Genomic DNA, 20200 nt, shown 5'->3' on the forward strand with positions numbered 1-20200 from the left:
GATGTCCCCATGATCGAACCCGTCCAGTTGCCCTCGCCCTGGCGGGACGTACGGCTGACCGTCGTGGTGCCGACGTACAACGAGGCGGGCAACCTGCCGGTGCTGGTCGAGCGGCTGCTCGCCCTCCCCCTGCCCGGCCTGAAGGTACTGGTCGCCGACGACAACTCCCCGGACGGCACCGGCGAGGTCGCCGACAAGCTCGCGATCGAGCACCCCGAGCGCGTCGAGGTGGTGCACCGGCCGGGCAAGGAGGGCCTCGGCCGGGCGTACGTGGACGGAATCAGCCGGGCCCTCGACGGCGGGGCCGAGTACGTGGCACAGATGGACGCCGACCTGTCCCACCCGGCGGAGGCACTGCCGGGCATGCTCGGCGCCCTGCTCTCCACCCAGGCCGGGGTGGTCATCGGCTCGCGGTACGTCCCCGGTGGCGAGTTGGACGAGAACTGGCCGCTCTACCGGCGGGCCCTCAGCGGCTGGGCGAACCTCTACGTGCACACCCTGCTGCGGGTGCGGATCCGGGACCTGACCGCCGGTTTCAAGATCTGGCAGGCCGACGCGCTGCGCGACATCGGGCTGGAGCGGGTCCAGTCCAACGGCTACAGCTTCCAGGTCGAGATGCACTACCTCGCCACCAAGCTGGGGCACACCATCCTCGAGGTGCCGATCCGGTTCGAGGAGCGCCGCGACGGGGCCTCCAAGATGACCACCGCCACGAAGATCGAGAGCGCGCTGATGCCGTTCAAGCTCCGGACCCGGCACCGCAACGTCGAAGGCTGAATCCCGCTTCAGCGGTAGATGGCGTGCTGCGCGGCGGCCACCGCCCGGTGGTAGACCTCGCCGGTGAGGGCCCGGTCACGGGCCAGCGCGGCCCGGGCCGCGTTCGCTCCCGGCGCGCCGTGCACCCCGCCGCCCGGATGCGCCGACGCGCTGGCCAGAAAGAGCCGGTCCACCGGCGTGTCGGCGCGGCCCAGGCCGGGGATCGGGCGCAGGAACAACTGTTGGTACGGCGCGGCGGTGCCGCCGCCGAGGGCGCCGCCGACCAGGCTGGGGTTCTCCTGTTCCAACTCGGCCGGGCCGGCCACGTGCCGACCCACGACCAGGCTCCGGAACCCGGGCGCGGCGGCCTCCAGCACCGCCTCCATCCGCTCGACGTGCCCGGCGATCTCCTCGGCCCGCCAGTGGCGCCGGAACGGTAGGTGGGTGTATGACCAGAGCGACTCGGTGCCCGGCGGGGAGTGGCTCGGATCGGCCACCGACATCTGCCCGAGCAGCAGGAAGGGGTCACGCGGCAACTCGCCGCGGGCCAGCGCGGCGGCGTAGCCGGTGAGCCCGGCGAGATCCGCGCCGAGGTGCACGGTGCCGGCCGTGGCCAGTTGCGGGTTACGCCACGGCATCGGCGCGGACAGCGCCCAGTCGACCTTCACCGTCGAGCCGTCCCAGCGGAAGTGCTCCAGGTCGGCGACCAGCCGGGGCGGCAGCGCCGCCGCGCCGACCAGGTCCAGGTAGAGCGCGGGCGCCGGCACGTCGGCCAGTACCGCCCGACGGGCCCGCCACAGCCCACCGTCGACCGTGCGTACGCCCATCGCCCGGCCCTGGGCGACCAGCACCCGGTCCACCCGGGCGCCGTAGTGGATCCGGCCACCCCGCTCGGTCAGCCGGGCCACCAGGGCATCGGTGATCCGCTGTGCCCCGCCGACCGGCACCGGCCAACCGACCTGCTGGCCGAGCATGACCAGCAGCCATCCGTACAGCCCGGAGCCGGCTTCCTCGGGCGACAGGTCGGTGTGCAGGGCGCAGCCGGCCATCAGCACCGGGCCGCCCGCACCGGCGAACAGTTCCGCGCCGAGGCGGCGTACCGGCAGCACCATCCGCCGGGCCAGCCGCAACCCGCCGCCGACGCGCAGCCGGCGCAGCAGCCGCAGGCCGCCGCGCACCGGCGGGAACGGGGTGGTGATCAGTTCGATCAGCGGCCCGGCGATCTGCCGCCACTGTTCGTACGCGGCCAACCAGCGCTGGCCGTCGCCGGGCGCGAACGTCTCCAGCGAGGCCGCGGTGACCGCCGGGTCGCGGTTGAGCAGCGCCGCACGGCCGTCGGGGAACAGGTGGGCCAGCACGTCGGGGGCGTGCCGCCAGGCGAGCCCGTGCCGGTCCAGCCCGAGCCCGCGCAGCACCGGCGAAACGTAGCCGAGCGGGTAGAAGGAGCTGTAGAGGTCGCTGAGGTAGCCGGGCGCGGTCACCTCGGCGGAGCGCACCGCGCCACCCGCGACTCCGGTCGCCTCCAGCACCACCACGTCCCAGCCCGCGTCGGTGAGCAGGTTCGCGGCGACGAGGCCGTTGTGTCCGGCGCCCACGACCACGGCGTCGGCCCGACCGGAACCGGAAGAACCCCGCGAGATCACTCAAGGACGCTACCCCGGCGGCGACCCGGCCGAAACGTTTGTCCGCTGCGGGCCGGGGCATCCACCGCCCATGTACACGGTTGCGCAGCTGATCGGGGGCGTGTGGGGGGCCGGCGGCGAGGCCGGTGAACTGGTGGTGCACGACCCGGCCGACGACAGCCCGGTGACCCGCGCGCCGATGGCGACGGCCGACGAGGTGGGCAAGGCGGTGGCGGCGGCCCGCGACACGGCGGCGCAATGGGCGGGTACCGCCGCGGCCGAGCGGGCCGCCGCGCTGCACCGGGCCGCCGACGCGGTCGCCGAGGCCGCCGACGAACTCGCCCGCGCCACCACCGCGGAGATGGGCAAGCCCCTCGCCGACGCTCGTGGCGGGGTCGAGACCGGCATCGCCACCCTGCGGCAGTACGCCGAACTCGCCCCGGTCCGGGGCGGACGCACCCTGCACGGCAATTCCGCCGCGCTCGACTTCATGGCGCCGCAGCCACGTGGCGTGGCCGCCGTCATCACCCCGTGGAACGATCCGGTCGCCGTCTCGTGCGGGCTGCTCGGCGCGGCCCTGGTCACCGGGAACGTGGTGGTGCACAAGCCGAGCGAGCGGGCCCCGGCCACCGGCTGGTTGCTGGCCCGCGCGCTCGATTCCGCGCTGCCGGCGGGGGTGCTGTCGCTGGTTACCGGCGGACCCGACACCGGTGCGGCGCTCGCCGCCGCCGAGGTGGACGTGGTGGCGCAGGTGGGTGCCACCGCCACCGGCCGGGCGATCGCCGCCGCCGCTGCCACGACCGGCGCGAAGGTGCTGCTGGAGAACGGCGGCAGCGACCCGTTGGTCGTGGACGCCGACGTCGACCCGGTCTGGGCCGCCGCGCAGGCGGCCCAGGGCGCGTTCGCCAACGCGGGGCAGATCTGCGTGGCGGTGGAGCGGATCTACGTCCACCGGGACATCGCCGAGGACTTCGTGGCCGCGCTGGTGGACCGGGCCACCGCGCTGCGGGTCGGGCCCGGACGGGACCCGGGCACCGAGTTGGGTCCGCTGGTCGACCGCCGCCACCGCGACGGGGTGCACGGGCAGGTCACCGCGGCGGTGGCCCAGGGCGCGCGGATCCTCGTCGGCGGCACGCTCCCCGACGGCCCGGGAGCCTTCTACCCGGCGACCGTGATGGACGACTGTCGGCACGACATGGCGCTGGTCCGGGAGGAGACCTTCGGTCCGGTCGCGCCCGTGGTGGTGGTCGACTCGTTCAGCGAGGCGCTGCGCTGCGCGGCCGACTCGCCGTACGGGCTGGCCGCGACGGTGCTGACCGCCTCGATGAGCCACGCCCAACGGGCCTGGCGGGAACTTCCGGTCGGCACGGTCAAGATCAACGCGGTCTTCGGTGGCGCCCCGGCCGGTGCTGCCCATCCACGCGGCGCCAGCGGCCAGGGCTTCGGTTACGGCCCAGAGCTGCTCGACGAGTTCACCGCCGTGAAGGCGGTGCACATCGAGGCACCCGGCGGCGGCCACTGGTGAGCCGGCGTACCGCGCCGGTGGGGATGGCGCATCCACACCCCCAGGCACTCGGGCCTGAACCGCGCAGTACCGTGTGGGCCCCTGATCCGGAGCGGATCAGGGGCCCAGGGGTCGACGGCGAGTCAGTCGCCGCGGGCCTTGCGGGTCTGCCGGTCGTTGGCCTTCTGGATGGCCTTGACCAGTTCCGGCTTGGACATGCTCGATCGCCCCCGCACGTCCAGCTCGCGGGCGACCTCCATGAGGTGCGCCTTGGGGGCGTTCGCGTCGACACCGCCGGCGGTGGGCGCCCGTCGCGCCGGGCCGCCGCCCGCGGCCTGCGGATCACTCGGCCCCGAGCGGCCCTTGGGCTCCCAGTGGTCGCCGACCTTCTCGAACTTGTGCTTGACGGCAGCGAACGCGGTCCGGTGCGCCCGCTCCCCCTCGCCGTACGTCTCGACCGCGGAATCGTGCGTCTTCTCCCAGGTACGCTGGGCCTTCTCCGGGGAGCGCCGCAGCGTGCTGGGTAGTACCTCGCGCCCGGGCATCTCGATCCTCCTCCGTGTGCGAGCGATTCCCTCTGGCGTTCCCACCGGCGTCGCCGCCAAACCCGTGGGCCGGTTTGCCCGAGGTCGGCGCCGGGTACCGGCGCGGCACCGGCGCGCGGCGCACGTGGCCGGCCGTGCGACAGGGAGCAGTTATGACGACGACGAACCCCGAGACCTCGACCGCCGACGGGCCGCTGCCGGGCATCCGTCAGTTGCGCTGGCCGACCTGGCGGGGCGTGCTGGTGCGCAGCGGTCGCAACTATCTGCGGGACAACTGCACCGACTGGGCCGCCGCGCTCACCTACTACGCAGTGCTGGCGCTCTTCCCGTCCACCGTCGTGGTGGTCGCCCTGGTCGGGCTGGTCTCCGACGGGGAACGCACCGTCGACACGGTGTTGGACCTGGCCCGGGACGTCGGTGCCGGCTCGGTGGTGGCGAACGAGAGCTTCGTCGGGGTGATCCGGGGGGTGGTGGACCAGAACAGCTCGGCCGGGGTCCTGCTCAGCTTCGGCCTGCTCGGTGCCCTCTGGTCGGCCTCGAACTTCATCGCCTCGTTTACCCGGGCGTCGAACGCGATCTACGGGGTGACCGAGGGGCGGCCGGTGTGGCGGCTGCGCCCGACACAGCTCGGCCTCGCGGCGTTGTCGCTGGTCATGCTCGCCACGGTGGCGGCCGGTCTGATCGTCAGCGGCCCGGTCGCCGACGCGGTCGGTAACCTGGTGGGCGCCGGCGACGCGGCGCGTACGGCCTGGGCGGTGGCCAAGTGGCCGGCGCTGGCGTTGAGCGCGATGCTGTTGCTGTCCCTGCTGTTCTGGGCCGCGCCCAACGTCCGCCAGCCGCGGTTCCGGTGGCTCACCCCCGGCGGGGCGGTCGCCCTGGCCGCCTGGGCGCTCGGCTCCTTCGGTTTCGGCCTGTACGTGGCGAACTTCGGCTCGTACGACGCCACCTACGGCAGCCTGGGCGCCGTGATCGCCTTCCTGGTCTGGCTCTACCTGTCCAACTCCGCGCTGATGCTCGGCGTGCAGATCAACGCCGAACTCCAGCGTGGCCGACTGCTCCAGTCGGGTGCGACCGGCGCCGAGGAACCGGTGCTGGAGCCGCGTTCACCGGCCGGTTCGTGACGGCTTGCCGGGTTTACCACCCGCCGGCTCGGGTAGCGCAGAAGGCATGGATCGCGGCAACAGCAAGCACGCACCGAGGGTCGACGAGCAGATGAGCCAGGAGGTCAGCGGCCTCGTGCAGGGGCCGGGGGCCGGTGGTTCACGGGTCGACGAGTTCCGGGTGCCGGAACCCGCGGGTGAGGACCAGCCGGAGCCCACCACCGCTCCGGCCGGCGACCTGCGCAGCGGCAACCCGCAGGGTATGACCTCCGAGGACGTCGAGGCACGCAGCCGGCTCGGGCGGTTCATCACGATGACCGCGCTGCCCGGTGACCGGGCCACGTTGCTCGCCAACGCGCGGGACAACCAGGCACCGGACGACGTGCTCGCCGAGTTGGAGCGCCTACCGGAGGGCACCCGGTACCAGACGGTGTCCGAGGTGTGGGCCGCGCTCGGTCACAAGAACGAGACGACACGCTGGTGAGGCGGGCCGTCCGGGTCCGCCGCCCCCGCCGGCGCGGAAAGGAATGCTGATGAGTGGCGTTATCGAACATGTCGACGTGGACGTCCCGGTGCGGACGGCGTACGACCAGTGGACGCAGTTCGAGGAGTTCCCCCACTTCATGGAAGGCGTGGAGGAGGTTCGCCAACTCTCCGACAAGATGACCCACTGGACGGTCGAGATCGCCGGCATCAAGCGCGAGTTCGACGCCGAGATCACCGAACAGCTGCCCGACGAACGGATCGCCTGGCGTTCGACCGGCGGCACCACCCACGCCGGAGTGGTGACCTTCCACCGGTTGGACGAGAACAGCAGCCGGGTGAGCCTCCAGTTGGAGTTCGACCCGCACGGCGTCGTCGAGCAGGCCGGCGACAAGCTCGGGGTGGTCGATCGCCGGGCCAAGGGCGACCTGCAACGCTTCAAGCAGTTCATCGAACGCCGCGGCCAGGAGACCGGTGCCTGGCGCGGCTCGATCGAACGCCCCGTTCCCTGATCCCCAGCCACGTATGGAGGCCGCCGCGAACCGGCGGCCTCCACGTGTGTCTGCCCACCGCCGGCCGCACGCTTCCCTCCGCCCGGACAGGAGCCGGTTTGGGGGGTGGGGGTGAGGGTACGGCGATGGCATGAGCGACAACAGGGTGTGGCGTAACGAGGAACGGATTCCGCTGGAGGAGTTGGAACGGGCCATCGCCCGGTCCACGCTCGACGGGCAGGCCGACGACGTGACCGGCAACGACGCCGGCGAGGAGGCTGCCTTCGGGCACGGTCCGGAGGCGGCCGACCGCGGTGGCGAGGTGCCGGGCACCGGCCGCGAGCTCACCGACCGGGACCGCGCGTACCGTCCCTCCACCACCGGACGCACCGGCCCCGACACACTCTGACGCTCACGGGGTTGGCGTACCCGAATGGGTGGTGTTGTGGACAGGTCGGCCAGAATCGGCCGTTCGGCTGACGGCAATGGCGGCGTCGCGCGCAAGACTTTCGGAATGCATCAGGGCTCCGGCTTCCTCACCACGCGTCAGCGTCGTCTGGCCTGGCTCGGCTTCCTTCTCGCCGCCGTCCAGGCCCCCGTCTCCGCCAAGCTGGTCGCGGACAGTTCCTGGCTGTTCAGCCTCTGCGTCGCCCTGATGGTGGCAACCGTGATCATCGCCGACGACGCCGCTCGCCGTCGCCCAGCCGACGCCCGCTCCTCGGACTGATCCCGGCCGCCCGGGCATACTGTCCGGTCCGTGCCGGCTCGATCCCGCAGGTCAGCCGCCGTCGACCGACGGGGGGACCCCTGACCAGCCGTGCGGCCGACGCCACGGCCGCACGCGTTGGCTAGATTTGCTCCCCATGCGCGTGCCGTCCAACCGGGTCCCCGCCCCCACCGCCGTCGACTCGACGCGGTCCACCCTGGTGGCGCTCACCAACGCGGTGGGCCTCGACGGGCTCGCCGCCGCCACCCGCCTGCCCGGCCTGCTCGCCGCGATCGACCAGCACGCCGCCGCGGTTCGGGACAGCCTGCACGGCGACCGGCGGCCCCTGACCGCCGCGACCCTCGCCGGTTACGCCGAGGGAGTCCGGTCCGTCGCGCAGGAACACGGCTGGCAGCCGCCCGTCGACCCGATCGACTGGCCGGAGGCGGACTGGGTGCTGGTGCGCCTGCTCGCGGTCTGCGCGTTGATCGCTGGTCTGCTGGACACGCCCGCACCGCAGCCGCCCCCACTGTGACAGGGGACGGGCGCCCGCCGGTGGCGGACACCCGTCCCGTGTCGTTCCCGGCCAGGTGGTCACTGGCGGGGCGGCTGGTCGCCCATGTTCCCGGACTGGTGGGTGCCGCGCCCGCCGGCCATCGCCTGGGTGCGTTCGGCGCCGGCCCGGTCGGCCATCTGCCGTTGCATGTCACCCCGGCCAGCTGCGGCGCCCTGCTGCTGCTCCCGGACCGCGCGCGACTCGTCGGCGATCCGGTTGAGCCAGCCTTCCCAGCGGTGCTGCATCGGTCGGACCAGACCGCCACCGACACCGACGATCAGGATGCCGGCCACCGTGGCGAGCACCGCGACCAGCACGGGCGTGGTCACGGTGGTGGCGATACCCACCTGGTTCAGCGCGGCGATCACACCCAGCGCGATGACGAAGACCGCCGCCAGGTCGGCCAGGATCTTGCCGTACGACAGGCCGCCCAGCGCCCCCCTGACGAGGTCCCGTACCGCGTTGGCGATCGCGGCGGCGATCACCACGATGACGATCGCCACGAAGGCTCGCGGCAGCCAGGCCACCACGCCCGAGATCAGGTTGCTGATGGCGTTGGGGCCCCAGACCCCGAACGCGAACTGCAGCGTGAACAGCAGCACCGCGTAGTACGCCAGCCTGGCCAGGATGTCGCTGGCGTCGTACCTGGTCCGTTCCAGTGCCCGCTTGATGCCGCCGCGTTCGACCCACCGGTCGAACCCCACCCGTTCGAGGGCCGCGTCGACGATCTTGAGCACAGCTCTGGCGATGAGCCACCCGATCACCAGGATCGCGATGAACGCGATGGCCCTGGGCACGAACAGCAGCACCGACCGCCACATGTCGGCCACGGCGTCACCGATGTTGACCTGCCTGGCCGCAAGGGTTTCCGGCATGATGTCCCTCCTGTCGCATGGTCTGCCCGGCGCGCTTACCCCAACGTCGGGACCACACGCCGCGTCGATCCCCTACTTTTTCCCGACAGCACCCAACAGAATGGCCCTGAACTGGCTTTTCGTCCCGACATCGACGGCTCGAACCATGATCGGAAACGATGGCTGAACGGGTCGGGTTAGGCTGCGGTCATGCCAGGAACGGTCGGGCGAGTCCCCACGCCAGCAGGCCCCGTCCCGGGCACACCGGCATCGGGTGCCACGGTGCTCGTCGACCCGCACCCGTGGGCCGGCACGGTGCTCGGCCCGCCCGAATCCTGGGACGCCGCGGTCCGGGCGGCCGTCGAGATCGTGCTCGCCTCGCCCGCGCCGATGGCGCTGCACCTCGGCGAGGACCTGCTGCTGCTCTACAACGACGCGTACGCCGAGCTGATCGCCGACAAGCATCCACAGGCCGTCGGGCGGCCGGCCGCCGAGGTCTTCGCGGAGGTCTGGCGCAGCCCGGGGATCGGGGACGTCGTCGAGCACACCTACCACACGGGCGCGCCCTTCCTGGATCGCGCGGTCTCCTTCCCGCTGCGGCGGGACGTCGGCGAACTCGACCCGGCCCTCTACATCCGGGCCTGTTCCCCCGTCCGCGACAGCCGGGGCCGGATCGCCGGCGTGCTGTCGGTCGTCGCCGAGACCAACCCGGCCACCCGGCAGTTGCAGGGGCTCAGCGACTTCGCCGCAGCGCTGTCCGGCACCCTCACCCTGGACGACGTGGCGCGGGTCGCGCTGCGCTACGCGATCAACTCGTTCGACGCCGACCGGGTCTCTTTCGCCGTCGACGACGCCGGCAGCGGTGGCTGGCGGATGGTTCGACGGATCCGGGGCGAGCTGGTGGACGAGGCCGACGAGCGGCTACCCCCGTTGTGGCGACGCGGCGCGGCGGACTGGCCGGCCCCGGCGGTGGCCAGCGCGCGCAGCGGGCGGGCCACCTTCGTCGAGGACGGCCAGCCCCTGCGGGACATCGCCGCCGACCGGCACGACCAGAAGGTCCGGGCCCTAGCGGCGGTGCCGCTGCGGGCGTCCGTGGTCCGGGGCGGCCTGACCGTCGGCTACCGCACCGCGCACACCTGGTCGGCGCCGGAGCGCGCGCTGCTGGCGGCGGCGGCCGAGCTGATCGGGCAGGCCACCGAGCGGGCCCGCCGCTTCGAGACCCAGCACGGTACCGCCCAGCTGTTGCAGCGCAGCATGCTGCCGGAGAATCTGCCGGTCCTGCCTCGGTTGCGGGTCGCGGCGCGCTACGACCCGGGCGTCGACGGCAACGCCGCGGGCGGGGACTTCTACGACGCCTTCGTACTGCCCACCGGCGAGCTGGGCGTGGTGCTCGGGGACGTCGCCGGGCACGACGTGCAGGCGGCCGCCCGGATGGGCCAGGTCCGCGCCGCGCTGCGGGCACTGGCGCTCAACGACCCCCGCCCCGACCAGGTTCTCGTCGGGCTGGACCGCCTGGTCACCAGCCTGGGCGCCGAGGCCGGCACGCACGAGCTCTTCGTCACCGTGGTGTTCGGCGTCATCGACGGCGACCGGGAACAGCTCACCCTGGCCAGCGCTGGCCATCCGGGTCCGCTGCTGCGCCGCGGTGCGCGGTCCGGCCAGCCGGGCGCCGAGTACCTCGACGTGGCGCCCGGCGCACCGCTCGGGGTCGGTTACCGCCCCGGGGCGCGTACCGTCGCGTTCCGGCCTGGCGACACGTTGCTGCTGTTCAGCGACGGTGTGGTGGAGCGGCGGCGGCAGGGCCTGGCGGACGGGCTGGCACTGTTGTCGAAGTCGGTGGCGACGGCGCAGAACGGCGACCCCCGAGCGCTGTGTGCCACGGCCACGGCCGCGGTTCCGGGCGCGACCGAGGACGACGTGGCCGTGCTGGCTGTCGAGTACGCGCTGCGGCCGAGCCGGTCGGCGCGGATGGAGGTGCCGGCCGAGCCGACCGCGCCGAGCCGGGTCCGGCACTGGATGACCGCCCAGCTCACTCAGTGGGAGGTGGCCGAGTCGGTGATCGGTGCGGCGGTGCTCTGCACCAGTGAGCTGACCACCAACGCCCTGTTGCACGCCGGCACGGCGGCCCGGGTGGAGATCGACCTCAGTTCCGAGCGCCTGCTCGTCTCGGTCGCCGACTCCGGTTCCCGGGGGACCGTCACCCGGGCCCGCACCGACACGCTCAGCAGCCGCGGTCGCGGGCTGGGCCTGATCGAGGAGCTGAGCGACACCTGGGGCACCGATCCCACCGTGCGCGGCTCGACGGTCTGGTTCGAGATCCTGCTTTCGCCGCGCTGACCGCCGGCGACCCGATACTTCCGGAAGGTCTTCACAACCCGGCAATCGACCCGTACCTTGACGGAAACGTGGGAGCGCTTCCACATAACTTCTTCGATGTGCCCGAGGAGCAGATCATGAGAACCCGAAGCACGTTCGCCGTGGTCGGCGCGGTGGTGACGGCCCTCACCGTCGCCGCCACGGTCGGCGTGGGCGCGCTGCGGCCGACTCCCGCCGCGGCCGCCGACTCCGCCTTCTACGTCGATCCGGACACTGCCGCCGCCCGGTGGGTCGCGGCCAACCCGAACGACTCGCGCGCCGCCGTCATCCGGGACCGGATCGCCAACGTCCCGCAGGGCCGGTGGTTCACCACCACCAACACCTCGACGGTGCGCGGAGAGGTCAACTCCTTCGTCGGCGCCGCGGCCGCCGCCGGCAAGATCCCGATCCTCGTGGTCTACAACATCCCCAACCGCGACTGCAGCAACCACAGCGGAGGCGGCGCGCCGAACCACACGGCCTACCGGCAGTGGGTGGACCAGGTCGCCGCGGGCCTCGGGGGGCGAGCGGCCACCATCATCCTGGAGCCCGACGTGCTCCCGATCATGACCAGCTGCATGGACGCCGGCCAGCAGGCCGAGGTGCGGGCCTCGATGGCGTACGCCGGTAAGGCGCTCAAGCGCGGCTCGTCGGCAGCGAAGGTCTACTACGACATCGGTCATGGCGGATGGCTCGCCCCCGGCGAGGCCGCCGCCCGGCTGAACGCCGCCGACATCGCCAACAGCGCCGACGGCATCTCGGTGAACGTGTCGAACTACCGGCGTAGCGCCGACGAGGTGTCGTACGCCAAGCAGATCATCGCCGCGACCGGCAACTCCCGACTGAAGGCGGTCATCGACACCAGCCGCAACGGCAACGGTCCGGCCGGCGCCGAGTGGTGCGACCCGCCGGGGCGGGCGATCGGCACGCCGAGCACCACCGCCACCGGCGATTCCGCCATCGACGCGTTCCTCTGGGTGAAGCTGCCCGGCGAGGCGGACGGCTGCATCGCCGCCGCGGGGCAGTTCGTGCCGCAGCGGGCGTACGACCTGGCCGTCGCGGCCGGTCCGGTGCCGACCACCGCGCCGCCGACGACCACCCCGCCCACCAGCACGCCCCCGACGACCACCCCGCCCACCACCGCGCCCCCGACGACCCCCCCGCCCGGCGGGGGTTGCACGGTGACCTGGACCCCGAACACGTGGACCGGCGGCTTCACCGCCGAGATCCGGGTGACCAACCGCGGCGCGGCGCTCAGCAACTGGACGCTCGCCTTCACGGTCGCCTCCGGGGTACGCCTCACCAACGGTTGGAACGGTGAGTGGAGCCAGTCCGGCGACCGGATCCAGGTCCGCAACGTCGCCTGGAACGGCAGCGTCCCCAGCGGCGGCACCATCAGCACCGGCTTCCAGGGCACCTACTCCGGCAGCACCCTCCCGCGCCCGACCAACTTCACCCTGAACGGCGCCTCCTGCGCCTGACCCCGATGCACAGAGATCTTGGTACGCGGACCCTGTCCCGTACCAAGATCTCTGTGCGGGGTTATCGAAGGGGCGGTCGGGAATGGGAGGGGGGTGGATGTGCGGGAGATCTTGAGGGGGGAACATGCGGGGGGAGTCGAGTTCTTCGGAGTGGCGGCCGGGGGTGACGGGTGGGGGAAGCCTCCCGTCGGGGCCGGGTGGGCACGTGGCGGCACCGGGTGCGGACGGCCACGGATCACCGACCGGGCCGCCAACCGTGACGATCGGGGCGTATCCGGACTACCCGTCCGCTCAGCGCGTGGTGGACCATCTGGCCGACAACCGTTTCCCGGTGGAACGCACCGCCATCGTCGGCACCGACCTGACGCTGGTGGAGACTGTGCTGGGCCGGATGACGACCGGCCGCGCCACGCTGATCGGCGCCGGCACGGGGGCCTGGTTCGGGCTGTTCATCGGACTGCTCTTCGGCATCTTCACCGTCGGGAACTGGGTGGCGGTGGTCCTGGCCGGCCTGGTCATCGGCGCGATCTGGGGCGCCGTGTTCGGCGCCGTCGCGCACGCGATGACGGGCGGGCGGCGGGACTTCACCTCCGCCAGTTCGGTGCGCGCCAGCCGTTACGCGGTCATCGTCGAGGCGGACTTCGCCGAGCAGGCCCGCCAGTTGCTGAGCCGGCTGGGCGCCCGGTCACCCCAGACCGCGGGCTGAGCGCACCGGAATCATCGCCCGTCAGTCGGTGGCGAGGCGGGCGTGCAGGTGTTCGTCGTAGCGCCGCCCGTCACCGTACCGGTACGACTGCCGCAGGGTCCCCTCGGCCAGGTAGCCGGCCCGCTCAGCGACCCGGCAGGAGGCCGAGTTGGGCACGGCGTGGCACAGCTCGATCCGGTACAGCCCCAACTCGGCGAACGCCCACGTGGTGAGCCGGGCGACCGCTGCCGAGGCGAGCCCGCGTCCCCGGGCGGTGGGCGACGTCCAGTAGCCGATCGAGGCATCACCGTCCTGGATGCGGTGCAACGACACCGAACCCGACAGGGTTTCCGGAGCGGCCGGGTCGACCACGGCCAGTGCAATGTGGCTCCCGCCCGACCAGTCGGCCCGGCGCCGTACCCAGCGCCGGGCCGCCTCCAGATCGTTCACGTCGCCCTGCGGATTCCACTGCGTGATCGCCGGATCGCGGAGCACTTCGAGCACAGCGGCGGCGTCCGCGTCCCGCCAGGGACGCAGGAGCAGGCCAGGGCCGGTAAGTTCCACGGCGGCAGAGTCTGGCACACCTCGTCGGGCGGGCTGTCAGGAGACGGCGAAGATGCCGGCCACGCCCAGCAGGACCATCACCAGTACGGCCAACAGCGCCCCCCGCTCGCTCTCCACCGCCTGCTCGCGGTGCTCCGGGACGGAGTTCGTCGTCTCGCCGGGCATGGCGTGGCCTCCTCGCCGCTCGGGGATGGGTCGGGCGCGCGTTGTCCGCGCAGGTCACCGATCCTTGAGTACCCGTCTGGTCGAGCGGAAACCTCGCCGAGCGCCGCTACCGCCCGGTCGCCTGACGCACGATCCCGGCAACCGGCCGCTGCTGCGGACCCGGCACCCGGAGGGCTGGTGGAGGCTGCAGTTCGCCCAGAACGGTCAGCCCGCCCGGGTACGCGAAGGAGGAGCGGGGAGCGTAGTAGCCCCAGGCGATGGTGAGGGGATTCTCCGGACGCAGCGCGTAGAGGGGGTGTTCCGGTTCCAGGAACTCCACCGACTCGATCTCGAACGAATTGACCGGTTCGGCGACGACCGGATAGATGCTGCTGACCAGTTGGCCGCGCAGCGCGGTGAGGTAGCGGTGGTGGCCGTTGTGCACCGTGTGTCCCGTCTCGCCCACCCGCACCTGGGTCCGGATCATCGGCACGCCGTCGATGTCGGTCTCGGTGACCACCCGGTCGCGACGGGCGGCGATCGTGGTGTGGCCGGTCAGGACGGGGGCGCCCCGGGCGAGGGCGTAGTCGCGGACCCGCGCGCTGGAGGTCACGTAGTGGGTCCACCAGCCGCCCGGGGTCACCCCGTCGGGGGCGTCCACGTCGGCCAGCGTCACCCCGAGGTAGGTCAGCGAGTAGGAGCCGAATCCGCTGCTCTGGCTCTCGTCGTCCACGACGTACTGGTTCATGAAGACCTGCCGGTCGGGATGGGATCGCAGCCCGGCCGGGACCAGCGCCGCCACCGCCTCCGGATCCGCCGGCAGCCAACTGAAATACAGCGTCCGGCAGTTAACGACGAGGTGAGGAACGGCAGGGTCGAGCACAGCGCCTCCGTCTTGGGGTCCACCGGGGACGCTACGGGCAGTTCCGTATACCGGACAACGACGGAAAGGTGACAGTGCGCTGGCCAGGCCCACCCAGCTCAGCCGGCCGGTGGTGGGCCCGACGCCGTCCGGCCGAGCCCCGACCCTTCACACGGACCGGCGCCGACCGTTCGGGTGGACCAGCCCGGAGGCTCCAGCGGACGAGCCCGGGCCCTTCGGGCGGACGATCCACACCCCTACGAACCGGCAGGGGTAACCACCCACCGGGGCCGCAGCCGGCACTCCCTTCGGAAGATGCTTCGCGTCCTGCTTTGCGGCTTTTGCCGCCTAAAATAACCTAAGGACATCGTCCGTTCGGCTAGATTTCGGGGAGACGATCAGGTTATGGTGACTCCCGAACGGCTATAGTCGCCAATCCAAAGCGTCACGTCTTTATCCGCGGACGAGGTGCAGGGAGGACCACCATGACCGCGCAAACGATCAGCGAGCCGGCAACCGCCTCGACGACCTCGGTGCCGAAACTCGACCCGCGGGCGCTCACCGACAGCGCCACCGAACTACTGAACACGATGGCCGCGCTGCCGGCCGGTCATCCGTCCCGCGCCGCGCTGCGCGACCGGGCGATCGAGGCCTGGCTGCCGCTGGCCAATCACCTCGCCCACCGCTACAGCGGGCGCGGCGAACCCACCGACGACCTCGCGCAGACCGCGGCCGTCGGCCTCATCAAGGCCATCGACAAGTTCGACCCCTCCCGTGGGGTCGACTTCGCCGGCTATGCGATCCCCACCATCATCGGCGAACTGAAGCGGCACTTCCGGGACCGCACCTGGGACATCCGGGTCCCCCGGCGGTTGCAGGAGCTGCGGCTGGCCATCTCCGACGCCAACAGCACCCTGCTGCAGACCCTCGGTCGCTCGCCGACGGTGGCCGACATCGCCGCCCACCTCAAGCTCACCGAGGAAGAGGTGCTGGAGGGCCTGGAGGGTGCCCGCGCGTACAACGCGGTGTCGCTGTCGACGCCGACCGGCGACGGTGACCGGGCCACCGAACTCGGCGACATGCTCGGCGGCGAGGACAGCGAGTTCGAGCTGGCCGAGCTGCGGGTGGCCCTGGGCCCGGCGCTGGCCACGCTGGACGAGCGCGAGCAGAAGATCCTCACGCTGCGGTTCTACGGCAACCTGACGCAGTCGCAGATCGCCGAGCAGATCGGCGTGTCGCAGATGCACGTGTCCCGGCTGCTGGCCCGGGCACTGACGAAGCTGCGGGGGCAGCTCGACGGCACTTACTAGGAGGGGCGACGATGGTGGCCGGGTCCAGCTGGACCCGGCCACCATCGTTGTCGGCTCAGCCGGCGACCGGCTCCCGCCACATCGGCCAGAACGGCGTACCGTCCGGCAGCCGGAACGGCTCGGACACCTGATATCCGTGCCGCGCGTACAGGTCCCGCCCGGTCTCGCTGCTCGCCTCCAGATAACCCGGCACGCCGTTCGCATCCAGCCAGGCGTGGTGGTGGCAGAGCAACGCGCTGCCGACGCCCTGCCCCTGGCGGTCCGGCCGGACGGCCAGCAGGGCCAGGTGATGGTGATCCTGGTGCGGATGGTTGGCGTCGAACAACTCGTCCAGGTGCGCGAAGCGCGGCGTCCACTCCCCGCAGGCGGCCGCCAGCCGGGCGTCGTACTCCTGCGGGGGCGGCAGCGGATCACCGACCGACGGCAGCCAGACCGCCACTCCGGCGCGGTCCTCGGTGCCGAACACCAGGCCGTGCCGCATCGCGTGCTCGACGATGATCTCGAACTGGCCGGTCAGCACCGATTCCCGCTTGGCCTCGTCCGGCACCAGCCACCGGGTCGCGTCCAGCACCAGGAATGCCTCGGCGATCCGCGCGGCCACCCACCGGGTGTCCGCCGGGTCGAGCCGGCCGACGATCGGCTGGCTCATCGCCGTACCTCAGCGGTGAGCGGCGCCGGCTCGGTGACCGACGCCGGGGGTACCGCGGCGGCCGCGGCGCTCTCCGCGCCCAGGCCGATCCGGGCGTACGTGTCGGGGCGCCTGCTGCGCAGCACCAGGCCCCAGAGCACGCCGAGCAGCGCCACGACCGGGAACGCCGCCGGGATCGCCCAGCGCAGCGGCGAGTCGGGTGCCACCCCGAGCAGGTCGGCGAAGTTCTGCACCGCCAGCACGATGATCGCGATCAGCGCGATGGCGGCGACCCCCGGGGCGACCAGGCGCCGCCACAACGTCTCCTGCTCTGCGCTGCGGGCGAAGTAGGCGATGATGGCGATCGCGGTGGTCGCGATGAGCAGCAGCACCCCGAAACCGCCGCTGGTGCCCAGCCAGAAGAACATCTGCAGGACCGGGTCCCAGCCGTTGACCGCGTACAGCACGATCATCAGCAGGCCGAGCGCGCTCTGCGCCAGCGAGGCGGCCCGGGGCGCGCCGGAGGTCGGCGAGGTCCGCCCGAACACCGCCGGCAGGACCCGCTCCCGGCCCAACGCGAAGGCGTACCGCGCGGTGGTGTTGTGGAACGCGATCATGGCAGCCAGCACCGAGGTGAGGAAGAGCGCCTGCCCGATAGCGAGCACGGTGTCGCCGAGGTGCGTGGCGGCCAGGTTGAAGATCAGATCGATGCTCTGGGTGCCGGCCTCCTCGGCGATCCGGTCCGGGCCGACGGCCACCGTCATGCTCCACGAGGAGAGCGCGTAGACCACCCCGATGATCGCCACGGAGAGATAGGTCGCCATCGGCACCGTCCGCTTCGGATCCTTGCTCTCCTCGCTGAACACCACCGAGGCCTCGAAGCCGACGAAGCCGAGGATCGCCAGCACCAGCACCGCGCCGACCCCGGGGACGAAGAAGTTCTCCGGCGAGAACGCCGCGAAGCTGACGCTGCCACCGGCCGGGTTGCTCAGCTGCCCGAGGTCGAACACCAGGATGATGGCGATCTCGGCGCAGAGCAGCGCCGCCAGCACCATCCCGTTGATGTCCACCCGCAGCAGACCGAGCACCCCCACCAGCGCCCACGCCGCCAGGGCCACGATCCACCACAGTGGCTCGATGCCGAACAGCCGGTTCAGCATCGGCGTGGCCGCGGCGCCGATGGTGCCGTAGAGCCCGACCTGGAGTGCGTTGTACGCGATCAACGCGACCCACGCCGTGCCCACTCCGGCCGGCCGCCCCAGACCACGGCTCACGTACGAGTAGAACGCGCCGGCGTTGGCCATCCGACGGGCCATCGCCACGTAGCCGACGGAGAACAGCGTCAGCACCGCCGCGACCGTCACGAAGGCCAGCGGGATGCCGAGCACCCCGATGACCCCGTAGCCGGTGGTGACCACGCCGGCCACCACGGTCAGCGGCGTCGCCGCGGAGAGGACGAAGAAGATCACCGAGGGCACACCGAGCCGGCCACGGGCCAGCGCCTCGGAGACATTGCTCGGTCTTTCGGTTGTCGCGGTCGAGGACATGGACTGCTCCGGTTAGTCGAAGGAGGGGGTACCGGGTCAGGGAGCGCCGCGCAGCACGGCCGCGCCGACGGCGGCTTCGGTGTGCGCCACGAGTTCCTTCAGCGGGGCGGGCAACGCCGGGACGATCAGGTTGAGCCGGTGGTGGGCCCGGGGGCCGGCGCTCCACAGCACCTCGCGGGTCAGCCCGGCGGCGGCGACCAGGCCGAGCAGCAGGGCGTCGGGCACGCTCGGCGGCTCGTTGCGCTCGAGCACCGCGCGCAGGCGGGTGGCCGGCCAGGCCGCCACGTTGAGGTCGACCGGCTGGTAGTTGACGGTGGTCCGCAGCAGTCGGCGGCTCTCCTGGCGACGCAGCACGCCGGCTCGGGCCAGCCGCTCCCCGACCGAGGTCACGGCGGTCTGGGCGAGGAAGCTGAGCCAGGTCCGCACCGCCTGGTGCTGGGCCTCGCCGATCAACTGGTCCAGCACAGTGTGCGCCAGCGCGTCGGCCGGCGGACGACGGTCGATCACGGTGACCTGCGCCGACGTCACTGTGATGTGTCCATAGAGGACAAGCTCACCGAGGAGGCCCGCGGCCAGACCGAGCCCGTTCGCGGCCGGGTGCAGTTTCGCCTTGCCCCGGATGTCGTTGTGCGCGATCAGGAAGAACTCGTCGGCGATGAGCAAAAGTCCTCCCCGGATCGCCGTTCGTTGATCGCTAGCCCGGGAAAGGATGCACCGACCGCAACTGCAATGCAACTCCCGTTTTCGGTGGTTGCACTCCGTGCTGATGCGACCTGCGCTTATTCCCGTGACAGACTCGGAGGGTGACCGCGAGCCCCACCGTCCGCCGCCGCCGAATCGCCCGGGAACTACGTCAGTTGCGCGAACGCGCCGGCATGACCCTGGACGTCGCCGCCCGGCAACTGGACATGTCCAAGAGCAACCTGTCCCGCATCGAGAACGCCCAGATCGGCATCAAGCCGCGCGACGTACGCGCCGCGCTGGCGCTCTACCAGGTCACCGGCAACGACGCCGAGGCGCTCATCGAGATCGCCCGCGGCGCGCAGCAACGTGGCTGGTGGCAGCACTACAGCGACGTGCTGCCGGACTGGTTCGAGTTCTACGTCGGACTGGAGGCCGAGGCGGCCACCCTGCGCACGTACGAGGCCGAGGCGGTGCCGGGCCTGTTGCAGACCGAGGCGTACGCCCGGGAGGTCTACCGCCTGACGGCGGGCGAGGATGGCCTGGACCGCAAGGTGGCCGCCCGACTGCGCCGGCAGGACGTGCTACACGGCGAGAATCCGGTCGAGTTGTCGGTGGTGCTGAACGAGGCGGCGTTGTTACGCTCCGTCAGCAAGCGGGCCGTCATGGCGGGGCAACTGTCCCATCTGGAGACCGTCGCCCAGTTACCGAACGTCACGATCCAGGTACTTCCGTTCAGCGCCGGCGGGCACCCCGCGATGAGTTCACCGTACGTCCTCCTCACCTTCGCCGACGCGGCCGACGCCGCCGTGGTCTACCTGGAAAATCTCACGACAGGACTGGCACTGGAGGAAGCCGCGCAGGTGCGCTCATATAGCCTTGTGCACGAGCGGCTGCGCCGCCTGGCGCTCGATCCGGCGGCATCCCTGGTCCGATTGAAGGAAGCCACTCGCTACTTTACGTGACCGCTGCGGAGCGGTCACTTTCGGTTACGACGAAGGGATCGCGATGACCGCGCTCGACCTTTCCGTGGCGAAGTGGCGCACCAGCACGCGCAGCGTGGGCAACGGCAACTGCGTCGAGGTCGCCACCGTCGATGGTGGGGTCGCGGTCCGGGACAGCAAGGACCGCCACGGTCCGGTCCTGGCCTTTCCACCGTCCGCCTGGTGCGCCTTCGTCGCCGACCCGCCCACCCGCTGACCTGACCCGCCACGTCGGGCGCGGCCCGGGATGGCCGGTGAGGATGCGGTGACGGCGGGCCGACAGCCCTTGTGACGGTCGAGGCGCCCGGTCGTGGGCGGGCCGGGGCGGCGGGAGACGGTGGGA

General features: G+C 72.1%; 23 protein-coding genes. 14 read left to right on the top strand and 9 right to left on the bottom strand.

The features are described 5' to 3' along the window. Nucleotides 1–9 precede the first annotated feature (9 nt). Nucleotides 10–777, top strand: coding sequence for a polyprenol monophosphomannose synthase (locus IEY61_RS16360; RefSeq protein ID WP_189045167.1), 768 nt, complete (start codon nt 10–12; stop codon nt 775–777). Between the two features lie 8 nt (nt 778–785). Here the strand turns inward: IEY61_RS16360 and IEY61_RS16365 are convergent, their stop codons facing one another. Continuing rightward, on the bottom strand, nt 786–2399 hold the full coding sequence (locus IEY61_RS16365) for a phytoene desaturase family protein (protein ID WP_189045169.1): 1614 nt from the start codon (nt 2397–2399) through the stop codon (nt 786–788). Nucleotides 2400–2469: 70 nt separating this feature from the next. Between IEY61_RS16365 and IEY61_RS16370 the strand changes: the two genes are divergently transcribed. Next, nucleotides 2470–3903 carry an aldehyde dehydrogenase family protein gene (locus tag IEY61_RS16370; protein ID WP_189045171.1) on the top strand — a complete coding sequence of 478 codons (1434 nt, stop codon included), beginning with the start codon at nt 2470–2472 and terminating at the stop codon, nt 3901–3903. A gap of 122 nt (nt 3904–4025) precedes the next feature. Here the strand turns inward: IEY61_RS16370 and IEY61_RS16375 are convergent, their stop codons facing one another. Beyond that, nucleotides 4026–4427, bottom strand: coding sequence for a ChaB family protein (locus IEY61_RS16375; protein WP_189045173.1), 402 nt, complete (start codon nt 4425–4427; stop codon nt 4026–4028). 152 nt (nt 4428–4579) lie between these two features. Here IEY61_RS16375 and IEY61_RS16380 point away from each other — a divergent pair, with 152 nt between their 5' ends. The 6 genes from IEY61_RS16380 (at nt 4580) to IEY61_RS16405 (ending at nt 7742) form a co-directional block, all read left to right on the top strand. Beyond that, nucleotides 4580–5548 (top strand): YihY/virulence factor BrkB family protein, encoded by a 969-nt coding sequence (locus IEY61_RS16380; protein WP_189045175.1) that lies wholly within the window; start codon nt 4580–4582, stop codon nt 5546–5548. A 46-nt stretch (nt 5549–5594) separates the two neighbouring features. After that, nucleotides 5595–6011 (top strand): DUF2795 domain-containing protein, encoded by a 417-nt coding sequence (locus IEY61_RS16385; protein WP_189045177.1) that lies wholly within the window; start codon nt 5595–5597, stop codon nt 6009–6011. 49 nt (nt 6012–6060) lie between these two features. Then, entirely contained in the window at nt 6061–6522 is a 462-nt protein-coding gene (locus tag IEY61_RS16390; RefSeq protein WP_189045179.1) for an SRPBCC family protein, read from the top strand. A gap of 130 nt (nt 6523–6652) precedes the next feature. Then, nucleotides 6653–6910 (top strand): hypothetical protein, encoded by a 258-nt coding sequence (locus IEY61_RS16395; protein ID WP_189045181.1) that lies wholly within the window; start codon nt 6653–6655, stop codon nt 6908–6910. A 105-nt stretch (nt 6911–7015) separates the two neighbouring features. Next, a complete protein-coding gene (locus tag IEY61_RS16400; protein ID WP_189045183.1) occupies nt 7016–7228 on the top strand; it encodes a hypothetical protein in 213 nt (70 codons plus the stop codon). A 136-nt stretch (nt 7229–7364) separates the two neighbouring features. Beyond that, nucleotides 7365–7742 (top strand): DUF6401 family natural product biosynthesis protein, encoded by a 378-nt coding sequence (locus IEY61_RS16405; RefSeq protein ID WP_189045185.1) that lies wholly within the window; start codon nt 7365–7367, stop codon nt 7740–7742. Nucleotides 7743–7801: 59 nt separating this feature from the next. On the opposite strand, the gene IEY61_RS16410 is transcribed toward IEY61_RS16405, so the two are convergent. Continuing rightward, nucleotides 7802–8638: a mechanosensitive ion channel family protein gene (locus tag IEY61_RS16410; protein ID WP_189045187.1), complete on the bottom strand. Its 837-nt coding sequence runs from the start codon at nt 8636–8638 to the stop codon at nt 7802–7804. A gap of 189 nt (nt 8639–8827) precedes the next feature. Here IEY61_RS16410 and IEY61_RS16415 point away from each other — a divergent pair, with 189 nt between their 5' ends. The 3 genes from IEY61_RS16415 to IEY61_RS16425 all read left to right on the top strand — a co-directional run bounded on the left by IEY61_RS16415 (nt 8828) and on the right by IEY61_RS16425 (nt 13159). Then, on the top strand, nt 8828–10954 hold the full coding sequence (locus IEY61_RS16415) for an ATP-binding SpoIIE family protein phosphatase (RefSeq protein WP_189045189.1): 2127 nt from the start codon (nt 8828–8830) through the stop codon (nt 10952–10954). A 116-nt stretch (nt 10955–11070) separates the two neighbouring features. Beyond that, entirely contained in the window at nt 11071–12453 is a 1383-nt protein-coding gene (locus tag IEY61_RS16420; protein WP_189045191.1) for a glycoside hydrolase family 6 protein, read from the top strand. A gap of 124 nt (nt 12454–12577) precedes the next feature. After that, on the top strand, nt 12578–13159 hold the full coding sequence (locus IEY61_RS16425) for a general stress protein (RefSeq protein WP_189045193.1): 582 nt from the start codon (nt 12578–12580) through the stop codon (nt 13157–13159). Nucleotides 13160–13180: 21 nt separating this feature from the next. On the opposite strand, the gene IEY61_RS16430 is transcribed toward IEY61_RS16425, so the two are convergent. From IEY61_RS16430 to IEY61_RS16435, 3 genes are all read right to left on the bottom strand, one after another. Then, nucleotides 13181–13702, bottom strand: coding sequence for a GNAT family N-acetyltransferase (locus IEY61_RS16430; protein ID WP_189045195.1), 522 nt, complete (start codon nt 13700–13702; stop codon nt 13181–13183). Nucleotides 13703–13738: 36 nt separating this feature from the next. Then, entirely contained in the window at nt 13739–13867 is a 129-nt protein-coding gene (locus IEY61_RS31820) for a hypothetical protein (RefSeq protein ID WP_268240651.1), read from the bottom strand. Nucleotides 13868–13973: 106 nt separating this feature from the next. Beyond that, nucleotides 13974–14729 (bottom strand): acetoacetate decarboxylase family protein, encoded by a 756-nt coding sequence (locus IEY61_RS16435; RefSeq protein WP_229705956.1) that lies wholly within the window; start codon nt 14727–14729, stop codon nt 13974–13976. 464 nt (nt 14730–15193) lie between these two features. Between IEY61_RS16435 and IEY61_RS16440 the strand changes: the two genes are divergently transcribed. Further along, nucleotides 15194–16018 (top strand): SigB/SigF/SigG family RNA polymerase sigma factor, encoded by an 825-nt coding sequence (locus tag IEY61_RS16440; protein WP_189045197.1) that lies wholly within the window; start codon nt 15194–15196, stop codon nt 16016–16018. 55 nt (nt 16019–16073) lie between these two features. On the opposite strand, the gene IEY61_RS16445 is transcribed toward IEY61_RS16440, so the two are convergent. Genes IEY61_RS16445 through IEY61_RS16455 form a run of 3 tightly spaced genes read right to left on the bottom strand, consistent with a single transcriptional unit; the run spans nt 16074 to nt 18856 of the window. Next, nucleotides 16074–16667 (bottom strand): GNAT family N-acetyltransferase, encoded by a 594-nt coding sequence (locus tag IEY61_RS16445; RefSeq protein WP_189045199.1) that lies wholly within the window; start codon nt 16665–16667, stop codon nt 16074–16076. Continuing rightward, on the bottom strand, nt 16664–18193 hold the full coding sequence (locus IEY61_RS16450) for an APC family permease (RefSeq protein WP_189045201.1): 1530 nt from the start codon (nt 18191–18193) through the stop codon (nt 16664–16666). Before IEY61_RS16450 ends, IEY61_RS16445 begins: the two co-directional genes overlap by 4 nt. A 36-nt stretch (nt 18194–18229) precedes the next feature. Beyond that, a complete protein-coding gene (locus IEY61_RS16455; protein ID WP_189045203.1) occupies nt 18230–18856 on the bottom strand; it encodes a GOLPH3/VPS74 family protein in 627 nt (208 codons plus the stop codon). Nucleotides 18857–18996: 140 nt separating this feature from the next. On the opposite strand from IEY61_RS16455, the gene IEY61_RS16460 reads away from it, so the two are divergent. Both IEY61_RS16460 and IEY61_RS16465 read left to right on the top strand, forming a co-directional pair. Continuing rightward, a complete protein-coding gene (locus IEY61_RS16460; protein ID WP_189045205.1) occupies nt 18997–19839 on the top strand; it encodes a helix-turn-helix domain-containing protein in 843 nt (280 codons plus the stop codon). Nucleotides 19840–19882: 43 nt separating this feature from the next. After that, nucleotides 19883–20074: a DUF397 domain-containing protein gene (locus tag IEY61_RS16465; protein WP_189045207.1), complete on the top strand. Its 192-nt coding sequence runs from the start codon at nt 19883–19885 to the stop codon at nt 20072–20074. Nucleotides 20075–20200: the final 126 nt, after the last annotated feature.

It is taken from the genome of Micromonospora sonchi, from assembly GCF_014646235.1.
In the GTDB taxonomy this organism is placed as follows: Bacteria; Actinomycetota; Actinomycetes; order Mycobacteriales; family Micromonosporaceae; genus Micromonospora; species Micromonospora sonchi.

Excerpts from the sequence above, each read along its gene's own strand:
- IEY61_RS16375 (WP_189045173.1), bottom strand. The coding sequence starts at position 4,427 with ATGCCCGGGCGCGAGGTACTACCCAGCACGCTGCGGCGCTCCCCGGAG.
- IEY61_RS16385 (WP_189045177.1), top strand. The coding sequence starts at position 5,595 with ATGGATCGCGGCAACAGCAAGCACGCACCGAGGGTCGACGAGCAGATG.
- IEY61_RS16380 (WP_189045175.1), top strand. The coding sequence starts at position 4,580 with ATGACGACGACGAACCCCGAGACCTCGACCGCCGACGGGCCGCTGCCG.
- IEY61_RS16410 (WP_189045187.1), bottom strand. The coding sequence starts at position 8,638 with ATGCCGGAAACCCTTGCGGCCAGGCAGGTCAACATCGGTGACGCCGTG.
- IEY61_RS16395 (WP_189045181.1), top strand. The coding sequence starts at position 6,653 with ATGAGCGACAACAGGGTGTGGCGTAACGAGGAACGGATTCCGCTGGAG.
- IEY61_RS16450 (WP_189045201.1), bottom strand. The coding sequence starts at position 18,193 with ATGTCCTCGACCGCGACAACCGAAAGACCGAGCAATGTCTCCGAGGCG.
- IEY61_RS16360 (WP_189045167.1), top strand. The coding sequence starts at position 10 with ATGATCGAACCCGTCCAGTTGCCCTCGCCCTGGCGGGACGTACGGCTG.
- IEY61_RS16405 (WP_189045185.1), top strand. The coding sequence starts at position 7,365 with ATGCGCGTGCCGTCCAACCGGGTCCCCGCCCCCACCGCCGTCGACTCG.
- IEY61_RS16400 (WP_189045183.1), top strand. The coding sequence starts at position 7,016 with ATGCATCAGGGCTCCGGCTTCCTCACCACGCGTCAGCGTCGTCTGGCC.
- IEY61_RS16390 (WP_189045179.1), top strand. The coding sequence starts at position 6,061 with ATGAGTGGCGTTATCGAACATGTCGACGTGGACGTCCCGGTGCGGACG.
- IEY61_RS16420 (WP_189045191.1), top strand. The coding sequence starts at position 11,071 with ATGAGAACCCGAAGCACGTTCGCCGTGGTCGGCGCGGTGGTGACGGCC.
- IEY61_RS31820 (WP_268240651.1), bottom strand. The coding sequence starts at position 13,867 with ATGCCCGGCGAGACGACGAACTCCGTCCCGGAGCACCGCGAGCAGGCG.
- IEY61_RS16445 (WP_189045199.1), bottom strand. The coding sequence starts at position 16,667 with ATGAGCCAGCCGATCGTCGGCCGGCTCGACCCGGCGGACACCCGGTGG.
- IEY61_RS16370 (WP_189045171.1), top strand. The coding sequence starts at position 2,470 with ATGTACACGGTTGCGCAGCTGATCGGGGGCGTGTGGGGGGCCGGCGGC.
- IEY61_RS16465 (WP_189045207.1), top strand. The coding sequence starts at position 19,883 with ATGACCGCGCTCGACCTTTCCGTGGCGAAGTGGCGCACCAGCACGCGC.
- IEY61_RS16440 (WP_189045197.1), top strand. The coding sequence starts at position 15,194 with ATGACCGCGCAAACGATCAGCGAGCCGGCAACCGCCTCGACGACCTCG.
- IEY61_RS16425 (WP_189045193.1), top strand. The coding sequence starts at position 12,578 with ATGCGGGGGGAGTCGAGTTCTTCGGAGTGGCGGCCGGGGGTGACGGGT.
- IEY61_RS16415 (WP_189045189.1), top strand. The coding sequence starts at position 8,828 with ATGCCAGGAACGGTCGGGCGAGTCCCCACGCCAGCAGGCCCCGTCCCG.